21 protein-coding genes, 3 tRNA genes and 2 pseudogenes are annotated in these 26,011 nt (G+C 66.3%); 17 read left to right on the plus strand and 9 right to left on the minus strand.

Annotated features, from left to right (window positions below):
• Window positions 1-7 precede the first annotated feature (7 nt).
• The 6 genes from infA (at window position 8) to ASE85_RS06715 (ending at window position 3,512) form a co-directional block, all read left to right on the plus strand.
• Window positions 8-226, plus strand: a complete 219-nt coding sequence (gene infA / locus ASE85_RS06690; protein ID WP_003049127.1) for a translation initiation factor IF-1 — start codon at window positions 8-10, stop codon at window positions 224-226.
• Window positions 227-238: 12 nt separating this feature from the next.
• Window positions 239-811, plus strand: coding sequence for a Maf family protein (locus ASE85_RS06695; RefSeq protein WP_056685615.1), 573 nt, complete (start codon window positions 239-241; stop codon window positions 809-811).
• A gap of 8 nt (window positions 812-819) precedes the next feature.
• Window positions 820-1,809 carry a hypothetical protein gene (locus ASE85_RS06700; protein WP_056685618.1) on the plus strand — a complete coding sequence of 330 codons (990 nt, stop codon included), beginning with the start codon at window positions 820-822 and terminating at the stop codon, window positions 1,807-1,809.
• Complete coding sequence (locus tag ASE85_RS06705) at window positions 1,799-1,993, plus strand: DNA gyrase inhibitor YacG (protein WP_056685621.1); 195 nt, start codon at window positions 1,799-1,801, stop codon at window positions 1,991-1,993. The genes ASE85_RS06700 and ASE85_RS06705 overlap by 11 nt, the downstream gene beginning before the upstream one ends.
• Window positions 1,994-2,043: 50 nt before the next feature.
• Window positions 2,044-2,119 (plus strand) — tRNA-Phe (locus tag ASE85_RS06710).
• 82 nt (window positions 2,120-2,201) lie between these two features.
• Window positions 2,202-3,512, plus strand: a complete 1,311-nt coding sequence (locus ASE85_RS06715) for a methyltransferase family protein (RefSeq protein WP_056685885.1) — start codon at window positions 2,202-2,204, stop codon at window positions 3,510-3,512.
• A gap of 88 nt (window positions 3,513-3,600) precedes the next feature.
• On the opposite strand, the gene ASE85_RS06720 is transcribed toward ASE85_RS06715, so the two are convergent.
• A complete protein-coding gene (locus ASE85_RS06720) occupies window positions 3,601-4,974 on the minus strand; it encodes a glutamate--cysteine ligase (RefSeq protein WP_056685624.1) in 1,374 nt (457 codons plus the stop codon).
• Window positions 4,975-5,073: 99 nt separating this feature from the next.
• Window positions 5,074-5,820 carry a 16S rRNA (uracil(1498)-N(3))-methyltransferase gene (locus tag ASE85_RS06725; RefSeq protein ID WP_056685627.1) on the minus strand — a complete coding sequence of 249 codons (747 nt, stop codon included), beginning with the start codon at window positions 5,818-5,820 and terminating at the stop codon, window positions 5,074-5,076.
• A gap of 86 nt (window positions 5,821-5,906) precedes the next feature.
• On the opposite strand from ASE85_RS06725, the gene ubiA reads away from it, so the two are divergent.
• Both ubiA and ASE85_RS06735 read left to right on the plus strand, forming a co-directional pair.
• Complete coding sequence (gene ubiA, locus ASE85_RS06730) at window positions 5,907-6,815, plus strand: 4-hydroxybenzoate octaprenyltransferase (RefSeq protein ID WP_056685630.1); 909 nt, start codon at window positions 5,907-5,909, stop codon at window positions 6,813-6,815.
• Window positions 6,812-8,266 (plus strand): phospholipase D-like domain-containing protein, encoded by a 1,455-nt coding sequence (locus ASE85_RS06735; protein ID WP_056685633.1) that lies wholly within the window; start codon window positions 6,812-6,814, stop codon window positions 8,264-8,266. The genes ubiA and ASE85_RS06735 overlap by 4 nt, the downstream gene beginning before the upstream one ends.
• Before the next feature lie 149 nt (window positions 8,267-8,415).
• Here the strand turns inward: ASE85_RS06735 and ASE85_RS06740 are convergent, their stop codons facing one another.
• The 5 genes from ASE85_RS06740 to ASE85_RS06760 form a co-directional block, all read right to left on the minus strand.
• The gene (locus ASE85_RS06740) at window positions 8,416-9,234 is read right to left on the minus strand and encodes a hypothetical protein (protein ID WP_156358233.1); all 819 of its coding nucleotides are present in this window, start codon (window positions 9,232-9,234) and stop codon (window positions 8,416-8,418) included.
• 14 nt (window positions 9,235-9,248) lie between these two features.
• The gene (locus ASE85_RS06745) at window positions 9,249-12,692 is read right to left on the minus strand and encodes a chromosome segregation SMC family protein (RefSeq protein ID WP_056685639.1); all 3,444 of its coding nucleotides are present in this window, start codon (window positions 12,690-12,692) and stop codon (window positions 9,249-9,251) included.
• A 74-nt stretch (window positions 12,693-12,766) separates the two neighbouring features.
• On the minus strand, window positions 12,767-13,498 hold the full coding sequence (locus ASE85_RS06750; RefSeq protein WP_056685888.1) for a DsbA family protein: 732 nt from the start codon (window positions 13,496-13,498) through the stop codon (window positions 12,767-12,769).
• 44 nt (window positions 13,499-13,542) lie between these two features.
• A complete protein-coding gene (locus ASE85_RS06755; RefSeq protein WP_056685642.1) occupies window positions 13,543-14,211 on the minus strand; it encodes a thioredoxin domain-containing protein in 669 nt (222 codons plus the stop codon).
• Window positions 14,212-14,304: 93 nt separating this feature from the next.
• Complete coding sequence (locus ASE85_RS06760; RefSeq protein ID WP_056685646.1) at window positions 14,305-14,847, minus strand: DUF721 domain-containing protein; 543 nt, start codon at window positions 14,845-14,847, stop codon at window positions 14,305-14,307.
• Between the two features lie 26 nt (window positions 14,848-14,873).
• Here ASE85_RS06760 and ASE85_RS06765 point away from each other — a divergent pair, with 26 nt between their 5' ends.
• Genes ASE85_RS06765 through ASE85_RS06780 form a run of 4 tightly spaced genes read left to right on the plus strand, consistent with a single transcriptional unit; the run spans window position 14,874 to window position 19,032 of the window.
• Window positions 14,874-15,941, plus strand: a complete 1,068-nt coding sequence (locus ASE85_RS06765) for an A/G-specific adenine glycosylase (RefSeq protein ID WP_056685649.1) — start codon at window positions 14,874-14,876, stop codon at window positions 15,939-15,941.
• The gene (gene nudC, locus ASE85_RS06770; RefSeq protein WP_056685652.1) at window positions 15,928-16,851 is read left to right on the plus strand and encodes an NAD(+) diphosphatase; all 924 of its coding nucleotides are present in this window, start codon (window positions 15,928-15,930) and stop codon (window positions 16,849-16,851) included. The genes ASE85_RS06765 and nudC overlap by 14 nt, the downstream gene beginning before the upstream one ends.
• Before the next feature lie 44 nt (window positions 16,852-16,895).
• Window positions 16,896-18,242, plus strand: a complete 1,347-nt coding sequence (locus ASE85_RS06775) for a TldD/PmbA family protein (protein WP_056685655.1) — start codon at window positions 16,896-16,898, stop codon at window positions 18,240-18,242.
• Window positions 18,229-19,032, plus strand: coding sequence for an inositol monophosphatase family protein (locus ASE85_RS06780; protein ID WP_056685658.1), 804 nt, complete (start codon window positions 18,229-18,231; stop codon window positions 19,030-19,032). The genes ASE85_RS06775 and ASE85_RS06780 overlap by 14 nt, the downstream gene beginning before the upstream one ends.
• A 47-nt stretch (window positions 19,033-19,079) precedes the next feature.
• On the opposite strand, the gene ASE85_RS06785 is transcribed toward ASE85_RS06780, so the two are convergent.
• Window positions 19,080-19,154 (minus strand) — tRNA-Gly (locus tag ASE85_RS06785).
• Window positions 19,155-19,208: 54 nt separating this feature from the next.
• Window positions 19,209-19,283, minus strand: a tRNA-Gly gene (locus ASE85_RS06790).
• Between the two features lie 342 nt (window positions 19,284-19,625).
• Here ASE85_RS06790 and paoA point away from each other — a divergent pair.
• The 5 genes and pseudogenes from paoA to ASE85_RS24285 all read left to right on the plus strand — a co-directional run.
• Entirely contained in the window at window positions 19,626-20,252 is a 627-nt protein-coding gene (paoA, locus tag ASE85_RS06795) for an aldehyde dehydrogenase iron-sulfur subunit PaoA (protein WP_056685661.1), read from the plus strand.
• Entirely contained in the window at window positions 20,249-21,205 is a 957-nt protein-coding gene (locus tag ASE85_RS06800; protein ID WP_056685664.1) for an FAD binding domain-containing protein, read from the plus strand. The genes paoA and ASE85_RS06800 overlap by 4 nt, the downstream gene beginning before the upstream one ends.
• Entirely contained in the window at window positions 21,202-23,397 is a 2,196-nt protein-coding gene (gene paoC / locus ASE85_RS06805; protein WP_056685667.1) for an aldehyde oxidoreductase molybdenum-binding subunit PaoC, read from the plus strand. Before ASE85_RS06800 ends, paoC begins: the two co-directional genes overlap by 4 nt.
• A gap of 84 nt (window positions 23,398-23,481) precedes the next feature.
• Window positions 23,482-24,937: pseudogene (locus ASE85_RS24355) on the plus strand (TonB-dependent receptor plug domain-containing protein); the annotation flags it as partial.
• Window positions 24,929-25,879: pseudogene (locus ASE85_RS24285) on the plus strand (ATP-binding protein); the annotation flags it as partial. The pseudogenes ASE85_RS24355 and ASE85_RS24285, both read left to right, overlap by 9 nt.
• Window positions 25,880-26,011 lie beyond the last annotated feature (132 nt).

Consider the following 26,011-nt stretch of genomic DNA (forward strand, 5'->3'; position numbering starts at 1 on the left):
GATAATAATGGCTAAAGAAGAACTGCTTGAAATGCGCGGACAGGTTGTGGAGCTTCTCCCCAACGCCATGTTCCGTGTCCGGCTTGAAAATGACCACGAAATTCTCGGCCACACCGCCGGCAAGATGCGCAAGAACCGCATCCGCGTGCTGGTGGGTGACGAAGTGCTTGTCGAGCTGACCCCCTACGACCTGACCAAGGGTCGGATCACCTACCGCTTCAAATAAGTCGCAAGACTGATGCGGCTTATTCTAGCTTCCGCTTCCCCCAGACGGCGCGACCTTCTGGGCCAGATCGGTGTCGTCCCCGATGCGGTGGACCCTGCGGATATCGACGAAACGCCCCGGAAGGGCGAACTGCCCGCCGTCTATGCCGCGCGCGTGTCGGCCGAAAAGGGCGTAGCGGTGGCCGTGCGCCACCCCGGCGCGCTGATCCTGTCCGGCGACACGGTGGTCGCAGTCGGCCGGCGCATTCTGCCCAAGACGGAAAGCGAGGGAGAGGCGCGTACCTGCCTCACTTTGTTGTCCGGGCGTCGGCATCAGGTGCTGAGCGCCATCACGCTGATCAACGGCGAGGGGCGGGCGTGGCATCGCCTGTCGACCAATATCGTCATCTTCAAACGGCTGGAGCCGGCAGAGATCGACGCCTATATCGCCAGTGACGAATGGCGCGGCAAGGCAGGCGGCTATGCGATACAGGGGCGCGCCGCCGGCCTCATCCGCACGATACAGGGCAGCCATAGCGCGATCATGGGCCTGCCGCTTTACGAAACCCGCACGCTGCTCAAGGCGGCGGGCTATCCGATCGATTAGGAACGAACATGGCCGAATGGCTCTATGAAGAAGGCATTGGCGAGGCCCGCGCCGCGCTGATCGAAAAGGGCAAGCTGGTCGAGGCGCTGATCGAGCGCGACGGCGATGCGGTTCGTCCGGGCGCCGTCGCGCAGGGGCGGCTGGTCGCCACCCTCATTCCCAAGAAGCGCGGCGTCGTGCGGCTGATTTCGGGCGAGGAAGTGCTGCTGGAGCCGATCCCGCCTCGGCTGTCCGAAGGGGCCAATGTGCTGGTCGAGATCATCCGCGAGGCGATCGCCGAGGAAGGCCGTCCCAAGCGCGCCAAGGGCCGCATGCCCCAGCCCGGATCGAAGCCCCATGCCGGCCCCAGCCTGTTGCAGCGCATCCGTGCCACCGGCACGCCCGTCATCCCCTGCCCCGCGCATGAGGAAGACCGGCTGGAAGCGCATGGCTGGAGCGAGTTGATGGACGAGGCGGTCAGTGGCGAAGTCGGCGCCGAAGACGCTGCGCTGCGCCTGTTCCTGACGCCGGCCATGGTGCTGATCGACGTCGACGGCTCGCTGCCACCTGCCCAGCTCGGCCCCAAGGGCGCGAAGCTGGCGGCGCAGGCAGTGCGGCGCATGGGCCTGTCCGGTTCGATCGGTATCGACCTGCCGACGATGAACAACAAGGACGAGCGGATGATCGCCGCCGCCCAGGTCGACAAATTCCTCCCGCTGCCGTTCGAGCGTACGGCCGTGAACGGCTTCGGCTTCCTTCAGATCATTCGCCGTCGCGAGCGGGCGAACCTGATGGAATTGCTGCGTGAAGACCCGGTGCTGACCGCTGCGTTGGCGATGCTGCGCCGGGCGGAACGCCATGGCCAGGGCGGCGGCGCGACCATCACCGCCGCGCCCGCGATCATCGACCTGTTGCACAAGCGGGCCGACTGGATCGAAATGCTGGCCAAGCGGCGTGGAGGCGCAATCACCCTGAAGGCGGACGCTATGCTCGACCTGCCGGGCGGCCATGTCGCCTAAGCCTGCCGCCTGCCCCGTCTGCGGCCAGCCGGCACAGGCCGCGACGCGCCCCTTTTGCAGCCCCGCCTGCCGCGATCGCGACCTGCTGCAATGGCTGGGCGAAGGCTATCGCGTGCCTGGCCCAGCCGCCGATAGCGACCTGCAAAAAAACGGCAATTATGGGCTGGACAGCGAGCCGGATTGACGCTTATAGGCACGCCTCCATCCGGCGGACGCCTCCGCCGTCGACCCGATGCCCGGGTAGCTCAGTTGGTAGAGCATGCGATTGAAAATCGCAGTGTCGGCGGTTCGAATCCGTCCCCGGGCACCACGTCTCCCATTATTGACCCTCATCCGCACCACGCGGTTCACGGCTTGCTTACCATTATCTGCTAATGGCAGCGGTCATGAACATGGTCGAACCACGCGCGCCTTCCCCCTGCCCCAAATCCGCCGTCAGCCACGGTGTCGGCATCGCCGGGCTTGTCGGCCTTGGTCTGTGGACGCTGGTTGCGCGCCATTATGGCATGAACGGTCCCAATGCGGGGCTGGCCGCCGTCGTCGCCTGCGGGCTGCCGATGGTGCTGTGGTCGCTGATCGTCGACAAGGTGCATCGCAACGCATCCACCGGGATCGACTGGCGCAGCCCTGCCCGCACGGTGCGCGACGTGCTGGATATCAGCATCGTCAAGATTGCCGGCCTGTGGGCGACATGGCTCGCCATCGCCATCTTCTACTGCATCGCCCGCTGGTACTGGTCGGGCAATTATCGCTTCTCCATGGACCTGTTCATGGCGGCCGCGCCCTGGCTGCTGGCATTGTCCATCCCCTATGTGATCTGGATCGACCGGCGGCTGGTGGAGCCGAAGGATGCCTCCTACAGCTTTGGCCAGTGGGTCATCGGCGGCGTCGCGGGGCAGGCGGATATGGTGCAGGTCGCCCATCACGCCCGCGCCTGGGCGGTGAAGGGCTTCTTCCTCGCCTTCATGGTGTCGATCGTGCCGGGCAATTTCGCCAGCGTGGTGGAATGGCGGATCGAGGACGCCTTCGCCCATCCGGTTGCGCTGGCCGGTTTCCTGATCGCCGTCATGTTCATGATCGACGTCTGCCTGGCGACGGTCGGCTATATCCTGACCTTCAAGCCGCTGGATTCCCATATCCGCACCGCCAACCCCTATCTCGGCGGCTGGCTCGCGGCGCTGATCTGCTACCCGCCCTTCGTCCTGATGGGTGGCGGCGGGCCGCTCGACTATCACGCCGGCGGCGCGGAATGGGATTATTGGACGCAAAACATGCCGGCGCTGCAATGGCTGATGGGCGGCTGGCTGGTTTTGCTCACTGGCGTCTACGCCTGGGCGACGGTGGCGTTCGGCCTGCGCTTTTCCAACCTGACCCATCGCGGCATATTGACCCACGGCCCCTATCGCTGGACCCGCCACCCGGCCTATCTGGCCAAGAATCTGTTCTGGTGGTTTTCGGCGCTGCCGTTCCTGGCGGTGTCGGGCAGCCTGACCGACATGGTCCGCAACTGCGCGATGCTGGCACTGACCAACGCGGTCTATTACTGGCGCGCCAAGACGGAGGAGCAGCATCTGTCGGCCGATCCCGACTATCGCGCCTATAGCGACTGGATGGAGCGCAACGCCCCCGTGCCGCGCTTCTTCGCCTGGGTGACGGGGAAGAAGCGCGAAACGATGACCGCCATGGCGCAGCCGGCGGAGTAAAATACCCCCTCCCCCTCTTCGCCTTGCGCCTTTCGACATTTGAAGGAGACATGTGGCTCTTTCAAACAGGACGAATGGAGGTTGCCGGTCAGAAACTCTCTTCCTCGTAGACCTTGCTCAGGTCGCCCTGCCATTCGCCATGATAGCGTTCGAGCAGGCGTTCGGCATTGGTCTTGCCGCTGGCGACCACTTCGTCGAGGAAGGACAGATAGCCCGTCTCATTGTCGCCCGCGCCATTCAGGCGCCCCCGCGCGGCCAGACCCGAACGGGCGATATCGACCACCTGCCCCGCAATGTCGCGCAGCTTGCGCCCGCCACCGATCGGCGCATCCAGACCCAGCTTCGGCACGGAATCGCGCAGCGTCTGCCGTTCCTCCATGCTCCAGTCCTTGACCACATCCCACGCCGCGTCCAGCGCGCCCTGATCGTAGAGCAGACCGACCCACAAGGCCGGCAGCGCACAGATGCGGTTCCACGGGCCACCATCGGCCCCGCGCATTTCCAGAAAACTCTTCATCCGCACTTCGGGGAAGGCAGTGGAGAGGTGATCCTCCCAATCCTTCTCGGTCGGCTTCTCGCCCGGCAGCACCGCCAGCTTCCCGTCGAGGAAATCGCGGAAGCTATGGCCCGCCGCGTCGATATATTTGCCGTCGCGGTAGACGAAATACATCGACACATCGAGCGCATAGTCGGCATAGCGTTCGTAGCCGAAGCCATCCTCGAACACGAAGGGCAGCATGCCGGTGCGGCCCGGATCGGTATCCGACCAGATATGGCTGCGATAGGAGAGAAAGCCGTTTGGCTTGCCTTCGGTAAAGGGTGAATTGGCGAACAGCGCGGTCGCGAGCGGTTGCAGCGCAAGGCTCACGCGGAACTTCTGCGCCATGTCCGCCTCGCTGCCATAGTCGAGGTTGGTCTGGATCGTGCAGGTGCGTAGCATCATGTCGAGGCCCATCGACCCCACGCGCGGCATGTGGCGCAGCATGATCTCGTACCGGCCCTTGGGCATGATCGGCAATTGCGCGCGAGTCTTGTCCGGCCACATGCCAAGTCCCAGAAAGCCCAGGCCCAGCATGTCGCCGACATATTTCACCTGCTCCAGATGGCGGCCGGTTTCGGCGCAGGTCTGGTGGAGGTTGTCGAGCGGCGCACCACTGAGTTCCAACTGGCCGGCAGGCTCCAGACTGATCGTGCCGTCGGTGCCGGACAGGGCGATGATATTCTCGCCCTCGAACACCGGGTTCCAGCCATAGCGGGTCAGGCCGATCAGCAAGGTATGGATGCCGCCCATCTCCTCATAGGAAGGGGCGTGATGATCCTTGCGGTTATAGACGAATTTCTCGTGCTCGGTCCCGATCCGCCAGCGCTCCTTGGGCTTTTCGCCGTTGGAAAAGGCCGCGATCAGCTGGTCGCGATTCTCGATGACGGGATCATGATTCCCTGAGTCTGTTCTGGTGCTCATGCCCCGCCCTTACTGCTTCCCCTAAGCGCGTCAAACAAGAGCGCGCGGCTGACAGATAAGTCGCGCCTATGCTTCGCGCAATAACATAGCGAAACGAAACTATTTCCAGTCGCCATTGATCGTCATCCAGGCCGATGTCGCGGCGATGGCCGCCGTCTCCGCGCGCAGGATGCGCGGGCCGAGCGATACCGGCACCGCGCCGGGCGTTGCGCGAATCGCTTCCCGCTCGACAGGATCGAATCCCCCCTCCGGCCCGACCAGAAAGGCGGCGGGGCCGGGATGCGTCCGCAACGTTTCTTCCAATGGCGCGCCCCCCGTCTCGTCCGCGAAGAACAGATGCCGGCCGGGCGTCCAGCCTTTCAGCAGCGCGTCCAGCTTCACCATCTCGCCCAGTTCCGGCAGCGCGGTCCGCCCGCACTGCTCCGCTGCCTCGACCAGATGGGCATGCAACCGATCCAGGTTCAACTTGTCCACCACCGCGCGCCGGGTCAGCACCGGCTGAAGCCGCGCCACGCCCAGTTCGCATGCCTTTTCCGCGATCAGGTCGATCCGCCCCTTCTTGATCGGCGCGCAGCACAGCCAGAAATCGGGCACATGCTCCGGCGGCCTGGTCTGCTGAACGCATTCCAGCACCAGGTCGCGCTTGCGGATATCCCGCGCGCGCGCTGCCCATTCGCCCGACCGGCCATCGAACAGCAGCACGATATCGTCGGGCTTCACCCGCATGACGCTGATGAGGTAATGGGCCGGATTGCCGTCGACCGGCACCACCACGCCTTCGCCCAACTGGGTTTCGACATGCAGGCGCGGCGCGCTTTGCGGGGGCCAGGCGGGGGTAGCGGTCACATGCGTCTCTTGTCTTGCCGGATAGATGTTCTTCCCTAAAGAGAAGCATGGCCCTTCGACAAGCGTTAGGGCGGACGGAGTCGCAGTTGAATCAGACCATCGTTCCCGACAGCGAAGCGCGCGGCCTGCTCGCCCGCCTGCCGGATATGCCCCGCACGCTGGCGCAACTGGCGCGATTCGACCGGCCGATCGGCTGGTGGCTGCTGTTCTGGCCCGGCGCATGGTCCGTGGCGCTGGCCGGTGGCGGCTTTGCCCGCTGGCCGCTGATCGGCTGGCTGTTGCTGGGCAGCATCGCCATGCGGGGCGCGGGCTGCGTGTTCAACGATATCGTCGATCGCGATCTCGACCGGAAGGTCGCCCGTACCGCCGCCCGGCCGCTGGCCAGCGGGGCGATGTCGGTCAAGGTCGCCTGGGCCTGGCTCCTCGCATTGTGCCTGATCGGCCTGATCGTCCTGCTGCAACTCACTTTTTATGCGCAGGTCGTGGCGCTCGGCAGTCTGGTGCTGGTCGCCGCCTATCCCTTCATGAAGCGGATCACCGGCTGGCCGCAGGTCTGGCTCGGCCTCGTCTTTTCCTGGGCCGCGCTGGTCGGCTGGAGCGAGGTGGCGGGCGCGCTGACCCTGCCCGGCCTGCTGCTTTATGCCGGCAGCATCTTCTGGGTGGTGGGCTATGACACCATCTATGCGTTGCAGGACCGGGAAGATGACGCGCTGATCGGCATCGGGTCCAGCGCGCTGTCGATGGGCCGCCATGTGCGGGGCGGCGTGACATTATGTTACGCGCTGGCTCTGGCCTTGTGGGGCGGCGCGATCTGGCAGATACGGCCGCAGGGGCTGGCGCTGGCCGCCCTGCTGCCCATGGCCGTCCACCTGATGTGGCAGACGGGCACGTTGAAGGAAGATGGAGTCGATCCCCTGCGTAAATTCCGGTCCAACCGCTTTTCCGGTTTGCTGATGTTCCTGGGCTGCCTGGTCGTGGGGAGTGCATCGCTATGACCCCGCAACCGGGTACGGATTGCTGGCGCATCGCCCGCGCCGAAAAGGCCAGCGTCATCATCGACGCCGACAATTATTTCCGCATCGCCCGCGACGCGATGATGAAGGCCAGGCGTCGAATCATGCTGATCGGCTGGGATTTCGATCCCGCCATCAGCCTGATTCGCGAGGATGAGGCGAAGGACGGCGCGCCCGTCGTCATCGGCGATTTCATCACCTGGCTGGTGGAGCGGAACCCGGAACTGGAAATCTTCCTGCTGCGCTGGGACGTCGGCGCGATCAAGTCGATGGCCAAACCCTCCCACCTCGTCACCACATTGCGCTGGATGGCGCATTCCCGCATCACCGTGAAGCTGGATGGCCATCATCCGCCTGCCGCGTCCCATCATCAGAAAATCGTGGTGATCGACGATTGCTTCGCCTTTTGCGGCGGCATCGACATGACCGGCGACCGCTGGGACACGCGCCATCATCGCGATGAGGAACCGGGCCGGCTGCATCCCGACGGATCGCCCTATGGCCCCTGGCATGACGCCACCACCGCGCTGGCCGGCCCCATCGCTGCGGCGCTGGGCGAACATGCGCGTAACCGTTGGGCCGGCGCTGGCGGCGATCCGCTGGAACCGGTCGAAGGTGTCTCGGATTGCTGGCCCGAAAAGCTGCCGGTGCAGTTTGAGGGCGTGGACATCGCTATCGCCCGGTCCGCGCCGAAAATGGACGATCAGGAAGAACTGATCGAGATCGAGCAGCTCTACCTGAATCAGATCGCGGCGGCGAAACGGCATATCTATGCCGAAAGCCAATATTTCGCCTCCCGCCGCATTGCCGAAGCGATCGCCAAGCGCCTCAGCGAAGCGGACGGGCCGGAGATCGTCATCGTCAATCCGGAACAGGCCGATGGCTGGCTGGAACAGCAGGCGATGGATACGGCGCGCGCGCGCCTCTACGAAACGCTGAAAAGCCGCGATCCTCATGGCCGTTTCCGCATCTACCACCCCTTCACCAGTCGCGGCGTGCCCATCTACGTCCACGCCAAGATCCTGATCGTGGACGACCGGCTGATCCGCGTCGGCTCTTCCAACATGAACAACCGCTCGATGCGGCTGGACACCGAATGTGACGTGTCGATCGACACCGCGCTGCCGGGCAATGACGGGCGGCAGGCGACGATCCTGAAGATCCGCGACGACCTGATCGCCGAACATCTCGACCTGCCGGCCGAGCGGGTGTCGGCGGTCATCGCCGAGCGTGGCCTGATGGCCGGACTTGAGGAACTGCGCCAGAAACCCGGCCGGACGCTGCGCCCCTATGTGACGCCGGACCTGAACGACGTGCAGCAATGGATCGCCGACCATGAAATACTGGACCCCGAAGGCCCGGAGGAAATGTTCGAGCCGGTCAGCGAACGCGGCCTGTTCCGCCGGATGAAGGGTTGGTTCGGGCGGGGATGATAAAGCTGTCCTATCGGATAGGCCCTGCCTCATAATGGCCCACGGCACTTTCCGATAGGATCACCGCAGCGTAATTTAATGTCGAAATCTGCGGGAAAAGTGCGAAGTTAAGCGAATATCCGTCTTCGCTTCTGCAAACATGATGAGGACTAATCCAGCTTCCTCACCCGGCTGATATGGGCGCCGTTGACCAGCCACAGCCATTTGTCAGTCGTGGCGACGGCGACAGGCTTGCGCATCCATAATGACATATAGGCATGAATTTCAGTGGGGCGGGGATCGAGCAAATGGGTGATGAACATCATCTTTGCCTGCTCCTGTCTGGGGGCCTGAAAGCAGGTTTTCATGAAAGCCCGGCTGGACAGGATCTTGCCGTCCTTGTCCACTTCCAGCCTGTAATGGCCGCCGAACGGATAGCGATCGGTCGTGACCTGAGGTGTCAAAAGATAGACGCTGATCGGGCCATTTTCCTGATCGGGTGGCAGGACGACCGGATTGAACGGCCTGTCGGAGCAAGGCGCAAGAACGGAGGCCTGCGCCAGAGCGGCCTCCTTTGCCGCGACCAGACGCAAGGCGAGGGGTGACAGCGGTTCGCGTTGCTGCGGCGTGTACCAGGATTGGCCGGTGACTGTCGCGCCCTGCGCATCCATTCTCGCCAGCGCAAAGAAGGCGTCATCGGCTTTGCCATAATAGATGACGGACAGGCCGTCACCCTTCGGCTCGATCACCCATCCCTGAGCACCGTTGCGGGCCAGTTCGTCCAGTCGCGCACCGATCGCGTCCGTCGAGTGCCATGCGGCCTGATCATAATCGAAAATACGCGATCCCAGCGCGCCAATGCGGGCTAGATCGTCCTCCTCCTCCCCCACCACGGGCAACGAAGGCGTCGTGGCAGATCCACCAGCGGAACTCAGAAACGCGCCGGTCAGGCCGATCATCATGCGCACCAGAAGAGCATGCCTTGTCAAACTGTCCCCCGTTTCTATTCCGCCGCCAGCAGCGCCTCGGCGCTTTGCAGGTTCACTGATACCAGCCGGCTGACGCCGCGCTCCACCATGGTCACGCCGAACAGCCGGTGCATGCGCGCCATGCTGACGGCATTATGGGTGACGATCAGGTAGCGGGTGTTGGTCTGCGCCACCATCGCGTCCAGCAAGTCGCAGAAACGCTCGACATTGGCGTCGTCCAGCGGCGCGTCGACCTCGTCCAGCACGCAGATCGGCGCGGGATTGGTCAGGAACAGACCAAAGATCAGCGCGACGGCGGTCAACGCCTGCTCGCCGCCCGACAACAGGGTCAGGGCCGCCAGCTTCTTGCCAGGCGGCTGCGCCATGATCTCCAGCCCCGCCTCCAGCGGATCGTCGCTGTCGATCAGTTCCAGATGCGCCTGACCGCCATTGAACAGCGTCGTGAAGAGCCGCCGGAAATGCCCGTCCACCGCCTCGAACGCAGCCAGCAGCCTTTGCCGCCCCTCGCGATTGAGGCTGCCGATCGACCCGCGCAACTGGTTGATCGCCTGGGTCAGTTCCGCGCTTTCACCCCGGCTGGTGGCCTGCGTCGCCTCCAGTTCCTCCAGTTCCTGCGCCGCGACCAGATTGACCGGGCCGATCCGCTCACGCTCGGCATGGAAACGGTCATGATCGGCCAGTTCGGTCTGGGCCAGCCGCACATCGGCGCTGGCAAAGCCCAGTTTCTCCGGCAGCACCGGCGGCGGGCATTCGAACCGCTCGCCCGACAGGCGGTTGGTTTCGATCCGCCGCTCGTCTGCCGCCTCGGCGCGGGCCACGGCGGTCGCGCGGGCTTCGCGCGCGGCGGCCAGCGCCTCGCCGGCCTGCGCGGCGCGTCCTTCGGCGCTGCGCACAATCGCTTCCGCTTCCAGTTCGGCCCGACGCGCCTGATCCGCCGCGTCGGCAAGGGCTGTGCCCCTGTCGCCCAGGTCGGTGATGGCCTGCGCCAACGTCTCCGGCCGGGTGGCGATCTGGTCCCGTTCGCCGACAATCTCCTCGGCCCGCGCGACCATCGCGGCGATGCGCTTGGCCGCCTCGCCAGCGCGGGCACGCCAGCCCTTCACCTCTGCGTCAGCCGCCGCCTGGCGCTCCCGGTCGCTCGACAGCGCACGATCGGCCAGCGCCTGTTCGGCTTGCAACTGGCTGACGGCCCCCCGCGCCTTCTCGCTCGCCTGCGACAGTGTCGCGACCAGATTGCGGGTTTCCGCGCCATCGGGCACGGTGGCACGGTTCGCCTCCGCCTTCTCATGCTCGCCCTGCGCGCCATCGCGATCGCGCCGCGCCTCGGCCAGCCGTTCCTCGATACCCTCGCGCCGCCCCGCCAGCCGTTCCAGCGCCGTCGTCGCCTCGTCGGCAGCGCGCAGCGCGCAGCGCAACCTCTGGTCCGCCTGCGACAGGGCGGTGCGCCCCGCCGCCAGCGCCTGCGCGGCGGCCTGTTCGCGCGCCTTCGCCTCATCCTGCGTAGTCGCAGCCTGCTCGACCTCGGCCTGCATGGCCGGACGGGCCGCGGCAATGGCGTCCAGCCGGTTGAGCCGGATCAGTCGCTCGGCCGCCGCAGCCCCGCCTTCTGCCGCGACATAGCCGTCCCAGCGGCGCAACTGCCCGTCCCGCGTGACCAGCCGTTGCCCGACGTCCAGCGCCTGCCCTTCGTCCCTGTCCACCACGGCGATCTGCGCCAGACGGCGAGCCAGTTCGGCCGGCGCGGTGACATGCGCCGCCAGCGGCGTCGCGCCAACGGGCAAGGCCGGATCGCCGGGCAGCGGATCGGCCCCGGCCCAGCGCCGCTTGCCCTCCGGCCCGACCGGCGCCTCCAGATCGTCGCCCAATGCTGCCGCCAGCGCTCGCTCATAGCCCGGCGCCGCCTTCAGCCGGTCGAGCGCCCGCGCCTTGCCGGCGCTACCGCTGTCGACCGCCCGCCGCAGCGCAGCGCCCTCGCTGTCCAATGCAGCCAGCCCTGCCCGCGCCGATGCCAGCGCAGCCTCCGCTCCGGCTCGCGCATCGGCCGCAGACTGGCGATCTGCGTCGGCCGACTGGATGGCGTTTTCGGCAGCATCACGTTCGGCCTTCGCCTTGTCCTGATCGGCCAGCGCAGCCGCCCGCTGCGCCTCCAGCGGCACGGCATCAGGCAGCGCCTCGACCTCGGCGGACAGCCGCACCACTTCTCGCTCGGCCCGATCGAACCGTGCGCGCGCGGCCACCAGCGCCGCCTCCGCCACGCGCAATTCCGCCTGCTCGGCCGCCTGCTTTGCCATCGCCTTCGCCAGATCCAGTTCGGTGTCGCGCGCCGAATCCTCGGCAGCCGCGATCCGCGTGGCGAAAGCCGGGCGCAATGTCTCCGTCTCCGCCACCCGCCCCTTCAGCGTCGCAATCTCCGCTGTCAGCCGGGCGATCGCGTCCGCCGCATCATTGGCCAGCGTCCCTTCGCGCGCGCGATCCTCCTCCAGCCTGGACGCCTGCTGCGTCAGGTCGGCCAGACGACGGACGACCGACTCCCGCTCGGTGCGCAGCGCGGCCAGCCGGTGCCCCGCCTCATTGGCGGCATCCCGTGCGCGCTGCGCCTCGGCGCGCCGCTCGGCCAGTGTCGCGACGGCGGCCTGCGCATGGGCGGCGGCCGCCATCTGCCCCCCCTGCGCGGCCGACACGGCCGCGTCCGCCTGCTTCGCCTCGGCCCGCGCCGCCTCCGCACTGGCATTGGCCTCGCGCCAGCGGGCGAACAGCACGCGCCCTTCGGCAACCCTAATCTGGTCCGACAGGCGGATATAGCGTTCCGCCGCCTTCGCCTGTCGCCGCAGCGCGTTGGCGCGCGCATCCATATCCAGCAATATCTCGTCCAGCCGCGCCAGATTGGCCTCGGCCGCGCGCAATTTCTGCTCGGCATCCTTGCGCCGGACATGGAGGCCGGCAATCCCCGCCGCTTCCTCCAGCATGGCGCGGCGCTCCTGCGGTCGCGCGGCGATGACGGCGGCGATGCGCCCCTGGCTGACCAGCGCCGGGCTATGCGGGCCAGTCGCCGCATCGGCGAAGACCAGCGACACGTCCTTGGCCCGGACATCCTTGCCATTGGCGCGGTAGGCGCTGCCCGCCCCGCGCTCGATCCGGCGCGTGACCTCCAGTTCGCCGTCCGCGCCGACATCGACGGCGGTAAACAGTTCGCCCTGTTCCTGGATGGTGAGCAGCGACACTTCGGCAAAGTCGCGCTGCGGCCGCGTGGCGGTGCCCGCGAAGATGACATCCTCCATGCCGCCGCCGCGCATGGATTTGGCGCTGGATTCGCCCATGACCCACCGGATCGCTTCCAGCAGGTTGGACTTGCCGCAGCCATTGGGGCCGACGATGCCGGTCAGCCCCGGCTCGATCCGCAACTCCGTCGCATCGACGAAGCTCTTGAAGCCGGAAAGCTTGAGCCGCTTTATCTGCATGACGAAAAGCCGGGGCAGCCTGCCACCCCGGTTCCGCTATGCGTATGCGCGCCTGTCAGCCCCCTCTGACGCAATCAGAGTCCCGCTTCCTTGAGCTTGGGCGAAAGCGCGGACCAGCTGGCGACATTGTCCAGCAATACGCCGTTGATCAGGAAGCTGGGCGTGCCCTGAATCTGATATTCGGTGTTGGCCTTCTCGACATTCTTGGCCAGCTTCTCGGCAACGGCGGTGTCGGCCAGGCAGATTTTCGCCTGATCGGCGGAAATGCCGCGCTGCTGCGCATATTCGACCAGACCCGCAATCTGCGCGATCGCGCCGGGGCGCTGCGCCGCGGGCAGCTTGTCGACGCCCTGGAAGGCGGCCTCATTGCCCTGCACCTTCTCGAACATCGCCGACTGGTTGGCGAAGAACTGCTCCGACAGCGGGTAGAAGATGTCCTTGCCGCCACAACGGGCGAGCAGCGCGGTGGTCAGGTCGATCGGATCGCGCAGATAGGTGCGGAACTCGAAGCTCATCTTGCCGGTGTCGACGATCTTCTTGATCTCCTCCGACGCTTCGGCTGAGAAATCCTTGCAATGGCTGCATGTGTAGGAGCCATATTCGATCAGCTTCACCTTCGCCGACGGGTTGCCCATCACGAAATAGCCGTCCGGCGTTTCCGCAATCGTCTCCGACCAGCTAGTCCCGGCGGGCGCTGCGACGGCGGCGACCGGATCGCCGCTGGGCTTGGCGGCTTCCTCATTCTTGCCACAGGCGGCAAGGGTGAGGCTAAGGGCGACAAGGGCTATACCGGAAAAGGCTTTCACGACGGGCAAGGCTCCGAATTCAGACAGGATGGAAGCGGTTTAGATCAGCGCGCGGCGGGGGGCAATGCGGCCTGAAGGATCGCCCAGGTCGATCCCTCCACCTTCGTGCCGTTGACGACGAAACCGGGCGTGCCACCGATCTTCGCCTTGTTCCACGCATCGTCGGTCATGGCCAATATCTGCTTCATCGACGCCGGATTGGCGACACAGGCGTCCAGTTGCGCATTGGTGAAGCCCCGCTTGTTCATCAGCGCATAAAGGCCGGTCTTCTGCCCGATGTCCCGCATGGCGGCGGTCTGGTCGGCCGGCTTGTCGGTGCCGCCATCATAGGCCTCGATCTGCGGCATCCATGCACTCTGGTTGGCGAACAGCGCCTCATGATTGCCCATGAAGCGGGCCGGGCCGCCACAACGGGCCAGCAGTGCGGCGGTCAGGTCATATTTGTCGCGCACCGCATTGCGTATCTCGACGCTGACCTTGCCGCCCTTCACATAGCCGGTCTTGAGCGGCGCGCTCGCCTCGCCCACGAAATGGGCGCAATGCGAACAGGTATAGCTCACATATTCGACCAGCTTGGTCGGAGCGGCAGGATTGCCCATCAGATGGCCGCCGATCGGCGACAGCACGACCCGGCTCACCCAATTGGCGGCAGGTGCGGCGACCAAGGCGGCGGGAACGGCAAGCAGGGCAAGCGGCAGGAGCAGTTTCTTCATGAGGCGCGTCCGTAGCGAGACTCCGCTGAACCGGAGCCGAATAGGGGTCATGTGCGGCGATTGGACGGATGTGCCATCCGATCCGCCAGCGCTCTAGTTAATTTTCGGCAATCCGTTGCTGTTGGCAAGACCCTGCGCCAGCGATTCGAGCACCGCCCGCAATTCCGGGTCGCCAATGTCGCGCAGCGAATCGCCCAGCTCGACCGGAATGGGTTTGAGGTTCCGGGGCGGCGGGCGGCGCTCGGCCCGCATCGGCGTGACCTCACCCTGCCGCATCGCCACCTTGGCGACGGCGGCATAGCCAAAGAAGCGGTTCACCCGCTCGACGATGTCGGGCAGCATATGCTGGATCATCGGCGCGTGGCCGCTCATCACCGTCAGTTGCAACGTGCCGCCCGCCTTCTGCCCCACCGGGAAGCGGATCGATTCGGGCATGGAAATCTCGGCATAATGGCTGCCGACAATCTCTGCCCAGCGCGTGACGATGCTGGACTGGACGAAACCGAACTTGCGGAAAGCGGCGCGGCCGATATCCGGCATCAGGTCGGCGATCGCGCGCGGCGCGCCAGTACGCGGACGTTCCGCCGGCGCCTTGGCACGACTCTTATATTTAGGGGGGGCCGGGCGTTCCGTCATGGCGCACTTAATGGCATAGGGCCGGCATGCGCGTCGAGGGTAGAGACAGAAAAATCGCGGGCGACCTGCTCGCCCATTATGATGTGCATGCCCGGCGCCTGCCCTGGCGCGCGCCGCCCGGCAGCAACGCCGCCGATCCCTATCGCGTCTGGCTGTCGGAAGTCATGCTGCAACAGACGACGGTGGCCGCCGTCGGCCCCTATTTCGCGAAATTCACTGACCGCTGGCCCACGGTGCAGGATCTGGCCGCCGCGCAGGACGCCGACCTGATGGCCGCCTGGGCCGGCCTTGGCTATTATGCCCGCGCCCGCAACCTGCTCGCCTGCGCGCGGGCGGTGGCGCACGATCATGGCGGGCTCTTCCCCGATACGGAGGAGGGACTGCGCGCGCTGCCCGGCGTGGGCGCCTATACGGCTGCCGCCGTCGCCGCCATCGCCTTTGGCCGGCGCGCGGTGGTGGTGGACGCCAATGTCGAGCGGGTGGTCGCCCGTCTCTTCGCCATCGCCACGCCCCTGCCCGCCGCCCGGCCGGCGATTCGCGAAGCCTGCGATCATATCACCCCGGATGCCCGTGCCGGCGACTTTGCGCAGGCGATGATGGATCTGGGCGCGACCATCTGCACCGCCCGCAATCCCGCCTGCGGCCTCTGCCCGATCCGCGACGATTGCGACGCGGTGCTGACCGCCGATCCCGCCGCTTATCCCGTCAAGCCGCCCAGGAAGGCGCGCCCGCATCGCACCGGCCATGGCTGGTGGATCGAGAGGGACGGCCATGTCTGGCTGATCCGTCGCCCGGACAAGGGGTTGCTGGGCGGCATGCGCGCGCTGCCCAGTTCCGACTGGAGCGACGCGCCGGAGTTCACCCCGCCGCTCCCGGCGCACTGGACCAGCATTGATGCGCCGGTAGCGCATGTCTTCACCCATTTCTCACTGGCGCTGTGCGTCCACCATACCCATGTGGGGGCGGATGTGACGCCGCCGGGAGCGGGCGAATGGTGGCCGGTCGACCGGATCGGGGAGGCAGGATTGCCGACATTGTTCGCCCGCGCGGCCGAAGCGGTGAGGAAGGAAAGGCAGACGCATGCACGGAACTGACCCGACAGCAAAGACCATGCCGGGCTTTGTCGGCAGCCGGCTGGACCGCGTGGACCCTATCCGCACCAACCCCGCCCGGCTTGCCGAAACATTCGCCGATCCCGCCGCTCGCCTGCTGGTGCTGGACGGGCTGGACCCGGTGGAGGTGGATGGCCATCTGTTGCTGGAACCGCTCGCCTCCGATGCGCGAGTGGAGGATCATGTCCTGCTCGGCGTCGATCCCGCCGCCCGGCCGATCTTCACCCGGCTGGTCGCCGATCTTGGCCCGGCCCTCACCCCCACGCCGCGCAGCCGCGCCATCGTCGGCCTCGTCCCGGCCGATGAGGTCGCGCTCTACGGCGCGGCGCGCAGCCTCGTCCACTGGCATGCCCGGCATCGCCATTGCTCGGTCTGCGGCGCAACCACTCGCCCGGCGAAGGCCGGTTGGTCGCGCCAATGCGAAGCCGACGCCTGTGCCGCCGAACATTTCCCCCGCACCGATCCGGTCGTCATCATGCTGGCTGAACATCGCGGGCGCATCCTGCTCGGCCGCCAGCATGCCTGGCCGCCCGGTCGCTATTCGGCGCTGGCCGGCTTTGTCGAGCCGGGCGAAACCATCGAGGAAGCGGTCGCCCGCGAATTGTTCGAGGAATCGGGGATACGCGTCCATGATGTCCGCTATGTGATGAGCCAGCCCTGGCCCTTCCCTTCCTCGCTGATGATCGCCTGCATCGGCCAGGCGCAGGATGATGCGCTGACTCTCGATGAAACCGAGATCGAGGACGCCTTCTGGTGCGATGCCGATCAGGTCCGCGCCGCGCTGGCGGGCGATCCCGACGCGCCCTTCATTGCCCCGCCGCAGATGGCCGTCGCCTGGCACCTGCTCGATCACTGGCTGGCCGCCGTTGCCCCTTTGTCGGCAAGCGCGTAAGGCCGACCGCAACCATCCCTATATTCGAGGACGATTTCCCCTCCATGCTCAGCCTAGACGAAGCCCAGTCGCGCGCGCAGGATCTGGTCAGCGCCGCGCGCAAGGCCGGGGCGGACGCCGCCGACGCCATCTATGCCTGCAACGCATCGACCAACGTGTCGGTGCGGCTCGGCGCGCTGGAGGATGTCGAACGGTCGGAGGGCGAGGAGATCGGCCTGCGCGTCTTCATCGGCCAGCGCTCCGCCAGCATTTCTGCCTCGGACATGAACCCCTCGACGCTCGCCACCCTGGTCGATCGCTGCATCGCCATGGCCCGCGAAGCGCCCGAAGATCCCTATGCCGGCCTCGCGCCGGAAGACCGGTTGCTCAAGAAGCGCCTGCCCGCGCTCGACCTGACCGACGATGCCGAGCCTGAACCCGCCGCCCTGCGCGAACGCGCACTGATCGCGGAGGAAGCCGCGCGCAGCGTACCGGGCATCACCAACAGCGAAGGCGGCGGCGCATCCAATGGCCGCAGCCAGGTGGCGCTCGCCACCAGCCATGGCTTTGCCGGCGCCTATGCCGGGACCAGCCATGCGACCTGGGCCAGTGTGCTGGCCGGCGCCGGCGCCGACATGCAGCGCGACTATGCCAGCCACAGCGTCCGCCATCTGGAGGATCTGGACGATGCCGAAGCTGTCGGCATCCGCGCGGGCCAGCGGGCGGTCGCGCGGCTCAATCCGGTGAAAGTCGAAAGCGGTGTCATGCCGGTCATCTTCGATCCGCGCATTGGCTCCAGCCTGCTCGGCCATCTGATCGGCGGCATGGTCGGCCCGGCGATCGCGCGCCGGTCCAGCTTCCTGCTGGATTCGCTTGGGCAGGCGCTGTTCGATTCGGCCATCACCATCATCGACGATCCGCTCCTGCCGCGCGGCATGCGCTCGCGCCCGTTCGACGGCGAAGGGCTGCCGGTGGACCGGCGCGCGCTGATCGACCGGGGCGTGCTGACCGGCTGGCTGATGGACAGCGCCTCGGCCCGCCAGCTCGGCCTTGAACCCACCGGCCATGCCAGCCGGGGCGGCAGCGGCGCGCCCGGCGCCAGCATCACCAACGTCCATATGGAGGCCGGCACCATTTCGCCCGGCGACCTGATGGCGGACGTGAAGCGGGGCCTTTATGTCACCGAACTGATCGGCATGGGCGTGAACGGCGTCACCGGCGATTACAGCCGAGGCGCGGCGGGCTTCCTGATCGAAAATGGTGCGGTCGCCCATGCCGTGTCGGAAATCACCATCGCCAGCAATCTGAAGGACATGTTCCGCGCCCTGACGCCGGCCAGCGACCTCAGTTTCCGCTATGCCATGAACGTGCCGACGCTGCGCGTGGACGGGATGACCGTTGCCGGGGGCTGACGCCTCCCTGCGCGCGATCGTGTCCGCCGTGGCGGATGCGGCCGATCATGCGCTGACCCTCTGGGCCAATGGCGAGACGCGCGTGCGCCAGTGGGAGAAGGTGCCCGGCCATCCGGTGTGCGAAGCCGACCTGTCGGTCGACGCCATGCTGCGCGAACGGCTGTCGGCGATCGACCCGCAGGCCGGCTGGCTGTCGGAGGAGACAGCCGACACCGTGCATCGCCTGGGCGTGCCGCGCGTCTGGGTGGTCGATCCGATCGACGGCACCCGCGACTATCTGCGCGGGCGGCGTGGCTGGGCCGTGTCGGTGGCGCTGGTCGATCAGGGCGCGGTGACGCTCGGCATATTGGCCGCGCCCGCCCGCAACGAACTCTGGGTGGCGCAACGGGGCAAGGGCGCGACCCGCAATGGCATGGCGCTTCGTGCCGGATCGCGACAGACCCTGCCCGGCGCGCGCGTCCCCGCCGAACAGCTCCCGCGCATCGACCGCGATCTGGTGACGGTGGAAAAGCCCAACAGCATCGCGCTGCGCATGGCGATGGTCGCCGCGGACGAGGCCGATCTGGTCGCCACCGTCCGCTGGGGCAATGAATGGGATGTCGCCGCCGCTGCGCTGATCGTGCAGGAAGCGGGCGGCACCGTGACCGACGCGCTGGGCGATCCCCTGCTCTTCAACCGCCCCCAGCCGACCGCCTTCGGCCTGCTCTGCGCCGCGCCCGGCATCCACGCCGCTGCGGTGAAGCGCCTCACGCCGCGCGCACGCGAAATATTGGGCCAGCCACCGGCATAGCGGATCAGCCGGCGCCCGGAGGCAATAGTCTATCAATTTTTGAAAACTGGAGCGGGCGAAGGGATTCGAACCCTCGACCCCAACCTTGGCAAGGTTGTGCTCTACCCCTGAGCTACGCCCGCTCGGGCGGCCGAAAAGTTGCCTTTTCAGCATGTGTGGCCAACTGGCAGAAAATCTGGAGCGGGCGAAGGGATTCGAACCCTCGACCCCAACCTTGGCAAGGTTGTGCTCTACCCCTGAGCTACGCCCGCTCTTGGCGGCCGGGAGAGTGTGTCCCTCTCGGCGGGTGGCGGCCAACTAGCAAGGCTTTCCCCAATCGGCAAGGGGAAGAATGGCAGAAAAATGAAATCCTCGTTTCCAGTCGTAAAAACTCAAGCCTTTCTGCGGTTTAGCGCAACATGGAAAATGCCCGCAGGGGCGACATTTGGCCAGCGTCCAGCGAATCGTCGCGCAAAAGCGCGGCTTGGCGCAGCGCGTCCATCTGCTAATCTGCAACCGTCAGCGTCGCGGCGGGATCATTTGACGCCGCCCTTCGTACTGATCACAAGCCTACCGGCCAGAATAGCGGGCCAAACCAGCAGGGAAGTGCAACCATGTCGTCCGATCACCTGACACGCCGCGGCCTGTTGCAGGGCAGCGCCGTCCTCGCCGCCGCAGCCCCGACGCTGTCGGCCAATGCCACGACACCCAGGACCATCGGAGCCAATGCCATGATGCCCGTCGAACTGACCGTCAACGGCCGCGAGGTGCATCTGCAACTCGATCCGCGCACCAGCCTGCTCGATGCGCTGCGCGAACATCTGCACCTGACCGGCACCAAGAAGGGCTGCGACCATGGCCAGTGCGGCGCCTGCACCGTGATCGTGGAAGGGCGGCGGATCAATAGCTGCCTGACGCTGGCGGTGATGCACGATAGCGAGGCGGTCACCACGATCGAGGGGCTTGGCACGCCCGACAAGCTGCACCCGATGCAAAAGGCCTTCATTGTCCATGACGGCTATCAATGCGGCTATTGCACGCCGGGCCAGATATGCTCGGCCGTCTCGGTTCTGGAGGAAATCAAGGCCGGCATTCCCAGCCATGTGACCGACGATCTGGATGAGGTCGCGATCAGCGAGGCCGAACTGCGCGAGCGGATGAGCGGCAATATCTGCCGCTGCGCCGCCTATCCCAACATCGTCGCCGCGATGCGCGACGTCGCCGGGGAGGCAAAGGCATGAGGCCCTTCACCTACGAACGCGCCACCAGCGTCGCGGCTGCGGCCAAGGCGGCGGCCTCGGTCCAGGGCGCGCGCTTCATCGCGGGCGGCACCAACCTGCTCGACCTGATGAAGCTTCAGATCGAAACGCCGACCCATCTGGTCGACGTCAATCATCTGGGCCTCGACCGGATCGAGAAGACCGACGATGGCGGGCTGCGCATCGGCGCGCTGGTGCGCAATACCGACCTTGCCGCCGACAAGGCCGTCCGTCGCGACTATGCGGTGCTCAGCCGCGCGCTGCTGGCCGGCGCATCGGGCCAGTTGCGCAACAAGGCGACGACCGGCGGCAACCTGTTGCAACGCACCCGCTGCCCCTATTTCTACGACACGCGGATGCCGTGCAACAAGCGCCAGCCCGGCAGCGGCTGCGGCGCGATGCAGGGCATGAGCCGCAGCCTCGCCATATTGGGCGTCAGCGACGCCTGCATCGCCCAGCATCCCAGCGACATGGCCGTCGCCATGCGGCTGCTGGATGCGCAGGTCGACACGATGGGCGCGGACGGCGTCGCCCGGTCAATCCCGATCGCCGACTTCCATTTGCTGCCCGGCGACACCCCGCATCGGGAAACCGCGCTGAAGGCCGGCGAGATCATCACCTCGGTCACCCTGCCCAAGCCCATCGGCGGCACCCATGTCTATCGCAAGGTCCGCGACCGCGCCTCCTACGCCTTCGCTTTGGTGTCGGTGGCGGCGGTGTTCGGCAAGGACGGCAGCGCCCGCTTCGCCTTCGGCGGCATCGGCGCAAAGCCCTGGCGCACGCCAGAGGCCGACGCCGCCGCGAAACAGGGCGCCAAGGCGGTGGCAGAGGCCGCGCTGACCGGCGCCCGCACCACCCATCATAACGACTTCAAGACGCTGCTGGTCGAACGGACGCTGACGTCCATCTACCGCCAGCGGGAGACACGGGCATGAAGTTCGATACGCCAGCCGGCCCCAACCCGATCGACCGTGGCCGGGTCATCGGCATTCCCCATGACCGCATCGACGGCCCGGCCAAGGTCACAGGCAGCGCCCCCTATGCCTATGAACGGCACGATGCCGCGCCCAATGCCGCCTATGGCTGGATGGTCGGATCGGCCATTGCCAAGGGGCGCATCGCCGCCATGGACCTCCGCGCAGCAGAGGCTGCGCCAGGCGTACTGGGCATCGTCACCCACGCCAATGCCGGCAAGCTGGGCAAGGGTAGCATGAACACCGCGCCTTTGCTGGGCGGGCCACAGATCGACCATTATGAGCAGGCGGTCGCCCTCGTCATCGCCGACACGTTCGAAAATGCGCGCGACGCGGCGAAGCTGGTGCGGATCGACTATGCGGCGGCAGACGGCAAATTCGACCTAGCGGCCGATCAGGCGAAGGGCGTCAAACCGGACGGCGGTGATCCCGACACGGCAGCCGGCGATTTCGAGGCCGGCTTCGCGAAAGCTGCGGTCAAGGTCGACCAGCGCTACACCACCCCCGACCAAAGCCATGCGATGATGGAGCCGCACGCCACCACCGCCGCCTGGAATGGCGACAAGCTGACGCTGTGGACCTCCAACCAGATGATCGCCTGGGGCGTGGGTGAAGTCGCCAAGACGTTGGGCATTCCCAAGGATAATGTCCGCCTCGTCTCCCCCTATATCGGGGGCGGTTTCGGTTCGAAGCTGTTCCTGCGCGCCGACGCGCTGCTCGCGGCCCTCGGCGCGAAACAGGTCGGCCGCCCGGTCAAGGTCGCCCTCGCCCGGCACCAGATTCCCAACAACACCACCCACCGTCCCGCGACCATCCAGCGCATCCGCATCGGCGCGGACAAGGATGGCGTGATCGACGCCATCGGCCATGAGGTCTGGTCGGGCGATCTGCCTGGCGGCGGGCCGGAGACGGCGGCGATGCAGACCCGGCTTCTCTATCGCGGTCCGAACCGCATGACCGCGCACCGGCTGGTCACGCTGAACCTGCCCGAAGGCAACGCCATGCGCGCGCCGGGTGAGGCCGTGGGCCTGCTCGCGCTGGAAGTAGCGATGGACGAACTGGCCGAAGCCTGCGGCGTCGATCCTGTAGAGTTACGCATCCGCAACGATGTCCAATATGATCCCGAAGCCGGACCCCAGCGCCCCTTTTCCAGCCGCAAGCTGGTGGAATGTCTGCGCGCCGGCGCGGACCATTTCGGCTGGGCCAAGCGCAATCCGAAACCGGGGCAGGTGCGCGACGGCCGCTGGCTGGTCGGCATGGGCGTGGCGGCGGCGTTCCGCAACAATCTGGTGCAGAAATCCGGCGCGCGCATCGGCGTGGATGCCAAGGGCCGCGTCATCGTCGAAACCGACATGACCGATATAGGCACTGGCACCTATACCATCGTGGCGCAGACCGCGGCGGAAATGCTGGGCGTACCGCTTGATCAGGTGACGGTGCGTCTGGGCGACAGCCGCTTCCCGGTATCGGCCGGCTCCGGCGGGCAATGGGGTGCGAACAGCAGCACGGCGGGCGTCTATGCCGCCGCCATGGCACTCCGCGCGAAACTGGCTGAACAGGCTGGCTATCCTGCCGATCAGGCACTGTTCGAGGACGGCCTGGTCAAGCTGGACAACAAATCGCAGACGCTGGCATCGCTGGCCGGCCGCGACGGCCTCTGGGCCGAAGACAGCATGGACTATGGCGATCTCGACAAACGCTATGCGCAGGCGACCTTCGGCGCGCATTTCTGCGAGGTCGGGGTCGATATCGACACCGCCGAAGTGCGCGTCCGCCGCATGGCCGGCGCCTTCGCCGCCGGGCGCATCCTCAACCCCAAATCGGCGCGCAGCCAGGTGATCGGCGCGATGACGATGGGCGTGGGCGCGGCACTGATGGAGGCGCTGGACGTCGACACGCGCTTCGGTTTCTTCGTCAATCACGACATGGCCGAATATATGGTGCCGGTCCATGCCGACATTCCGCAGCAGGACGTGCTCTTCGTCGACGAACTGGACGACAAAAGCTCACCCATGAAGGCAAAGGGCGTGGGCGAACTGGGCATATGCGGCGCGGGAGCGGCAGTGGCCAACGCGATCTACAACGCCACCGGCCTTCGCTTGCGGGATTATCCGCTGACGATCGACAAGCTGTTGAAAGCACAGGCGGCATAGGAGACTCTCGACCCAAGGTATAATGGAGCGTCGCCCCCCGCCTCCCTGGCCTCCCCGCCAAAGGCGAACGGGTAGGGGATAGACATGCGGATTTTGGCGACGCTTCTTGCGGGCAGCGCGATTGCGCTCACTGCCGGGGCGGCATGGGCGCAGGACCCCGGTGAGGGGGGCGATGGAGACTATGGCACGCGCCAGCCGATCATCGTCACAGCGCCCGGCGGCGCGGTCGATATCGACGATGCGCTCACCCTGACCGCCGCCGATATCAACCGCACCGGCAGCCCCGATATCCTCGCTGCCCTCACCCGCAATTTCGCCGGCGTCACGTTGCAGGATGCGCAGAACAATCCCTGGCAAACCAATCTCGTCTATCGTGGCTTCAGGGCCAGTCGCAGGGCATCGCCGTCTATCTGGACGGCGCGCGTTTCAACCAGCCCTTCGGCGATACGGTCCAGTTCGACCTGTTGCCGCAAGCCGCGATCCGCGGCGTCGCCCTGCTCGACAAGAGCGCCGTTTACGGCCTCAATGCGCTGGGCGGCGCACTGATGCTGGAAACGAAGACGGGGCTAAGCGATCCGGGGCTGGAGGCCAGCCTCTCCTATGGCCGCTTCGGCATGACGGAAGCCAACGTGGCCGGCGGCACCACATGGGGCGACTGGAGCGCGTTCGGCACCTTCCAATATAAGCATGACGATGGCTGGCGCGATCATTCGCCCTCCACCCTCTATAATGGCTATGCCGATCTGGGCTTCGACACGGCGACCGGCGGTCTGCATCTGAAAGTCGTCGGCGCCGACACCGACCTCACCGGCAATGGCGTGTCCCCGGTCGAACTGCTGGCGGCCGACCGCCGCGCCGTCTTCACCTGGCCCGACAACAGCCGCAGCCGCTATGGCCGGGTCAGCCTCCACCCATGGGTCGCCCTGTCCGACACCACCCGGATCGAAGGCACCCTCTATGCCCAGAAACTGACGTTGCGCACCGTCAATGGCGACGCCGCCGATATCGAAGGCCGCGAGAATGACGACGATGCCGGTTTCGTCTGCCTCGAAACCGTTGCGCGGATGATGGAGACGAGGAACAGGCCGTCCTGACCAACGCCAATGGCGACCCCATTGCCGACTCGCTGGACGGCGAAGGCTATGGCGTGCTGAACCGGAGTCGCACCGCCACGCGGGCGATGGGCGCGCTGGTGCAAATGATCGACAAACGCATGCTGGGCGCGGGCGAGACTATTTTCGCACTGGGCATTAGCTAGGATACCAGCCGCACCCGCTTCGACGCCTCGACGGAACTGGGCGCGCTGACCGAAGACCGCAGCGTCGATGGCCTTGGCTCCATCATCGTGCAGAACGATAATGCGATCGCGCCGGTGGGCCTCATCGCCCACACCGACTATTGGGGCATCTTCGCGCAGGATCGCCTGCCGATCACATCGCGTTTCTCCGCCGAAATCGCCCTGCGCTACAATATCGCCCGCGTCGTCATGCAGGATCAGATCGGCACTGCCTTGAACGGCCGCTGCCGTTTCGAGCGGCTGGCCCGGCACAGCATCGCCGATGGCGGGCATGTCCAGGCGCTGGCCGATGGCCGCTGGGTCCAGATCAACGAGTTGCGCAACAGCGAGGGCGGGATCGTCGGCATCTATACCGACATTACCGAGGTGAAGGCGGAAGATCCCGCAACCGTGCGCTGGAACTGGCGCAGCGCAATCTGGTGTTGCAATCGACGCTGGATAATCTGTCGGAAGGCGTGTGCCTGCTCGACCCACAGAGCCGCATCGCCGCCTGGAACGAGGCGTTGCAGCATTTGCTGGGCCTACCCGATGACTGGATGCAGGAAAGCGCGAGCCATGCCGCACTGCTTGACTGGTGCCGGCGACCATATGGGCATGGCCGGTCGGGGCTGCCTCGACCTGCTGCAACCGCTGAACGCCGCCCGGCTCTTCGTCGCGGCGCTGGGCGACCGGCGGCTGGCGCTGCCCACCCGCGCGCTGGTCAACCAGACATCGACCGCACTCGATTCGGTCGAGGATCTGCTGGAAGCGCTGCTGGAGATCAGCGACTTCCGGCTGGATACTTTGCTGGGAACGTTGCGCGTCGAATTTGCGCCTGTAGCACGGGCAGCAGGACTGGCGCTGGACATGGCGAGCGAGCCGCTCTGGGTTCGATCCGAAATAAGGCTGGCGCGCCGCATCCTCCAGAATTTCCTGTCCAACGCCCTGCGCTACACCCAGCAGGGATCGGTCCGCGTCGTCTGCGCCGGGACGATCCGCGTCAGCGTGACCGACACCGGCAGCGGCATTCCCGCCGACAAGCAGGCGCTGGTGTTCGAAGAATTCCGTCGGTTCGACACCCGTACCAGCGGCAAGGGGCTCGGTCTGGCCATCGTCAAGCGGGCCAGCGACATGCTGGGCCACAGGGTGATGCTGGACTCCGCGCCGGGACGCGGATCGACCTTCGCGATCGAATTGCCTGTGGGTGAGCCGGTGGCCGATCCGGACAGCGACCCCGCCAGCGTCGGCCGCGATCGCAGCATGCGCGGCCTGAATGTGCTGGTGATCGACAATGAACGCGCCGTCCAGACCGGCATGCGGACGCTGCTGGGCGGCTGG

The sequence above is a fragment of the Sphingobium sp. Leaf26 genome, from assembly GCF_001421665.1.
Taxonomy (GTDB): Bacteria; Pseudomonadota; Alphaproteobacteria; order Sphingomonadales; family Sphingomonadaceae; genus Sphingobium.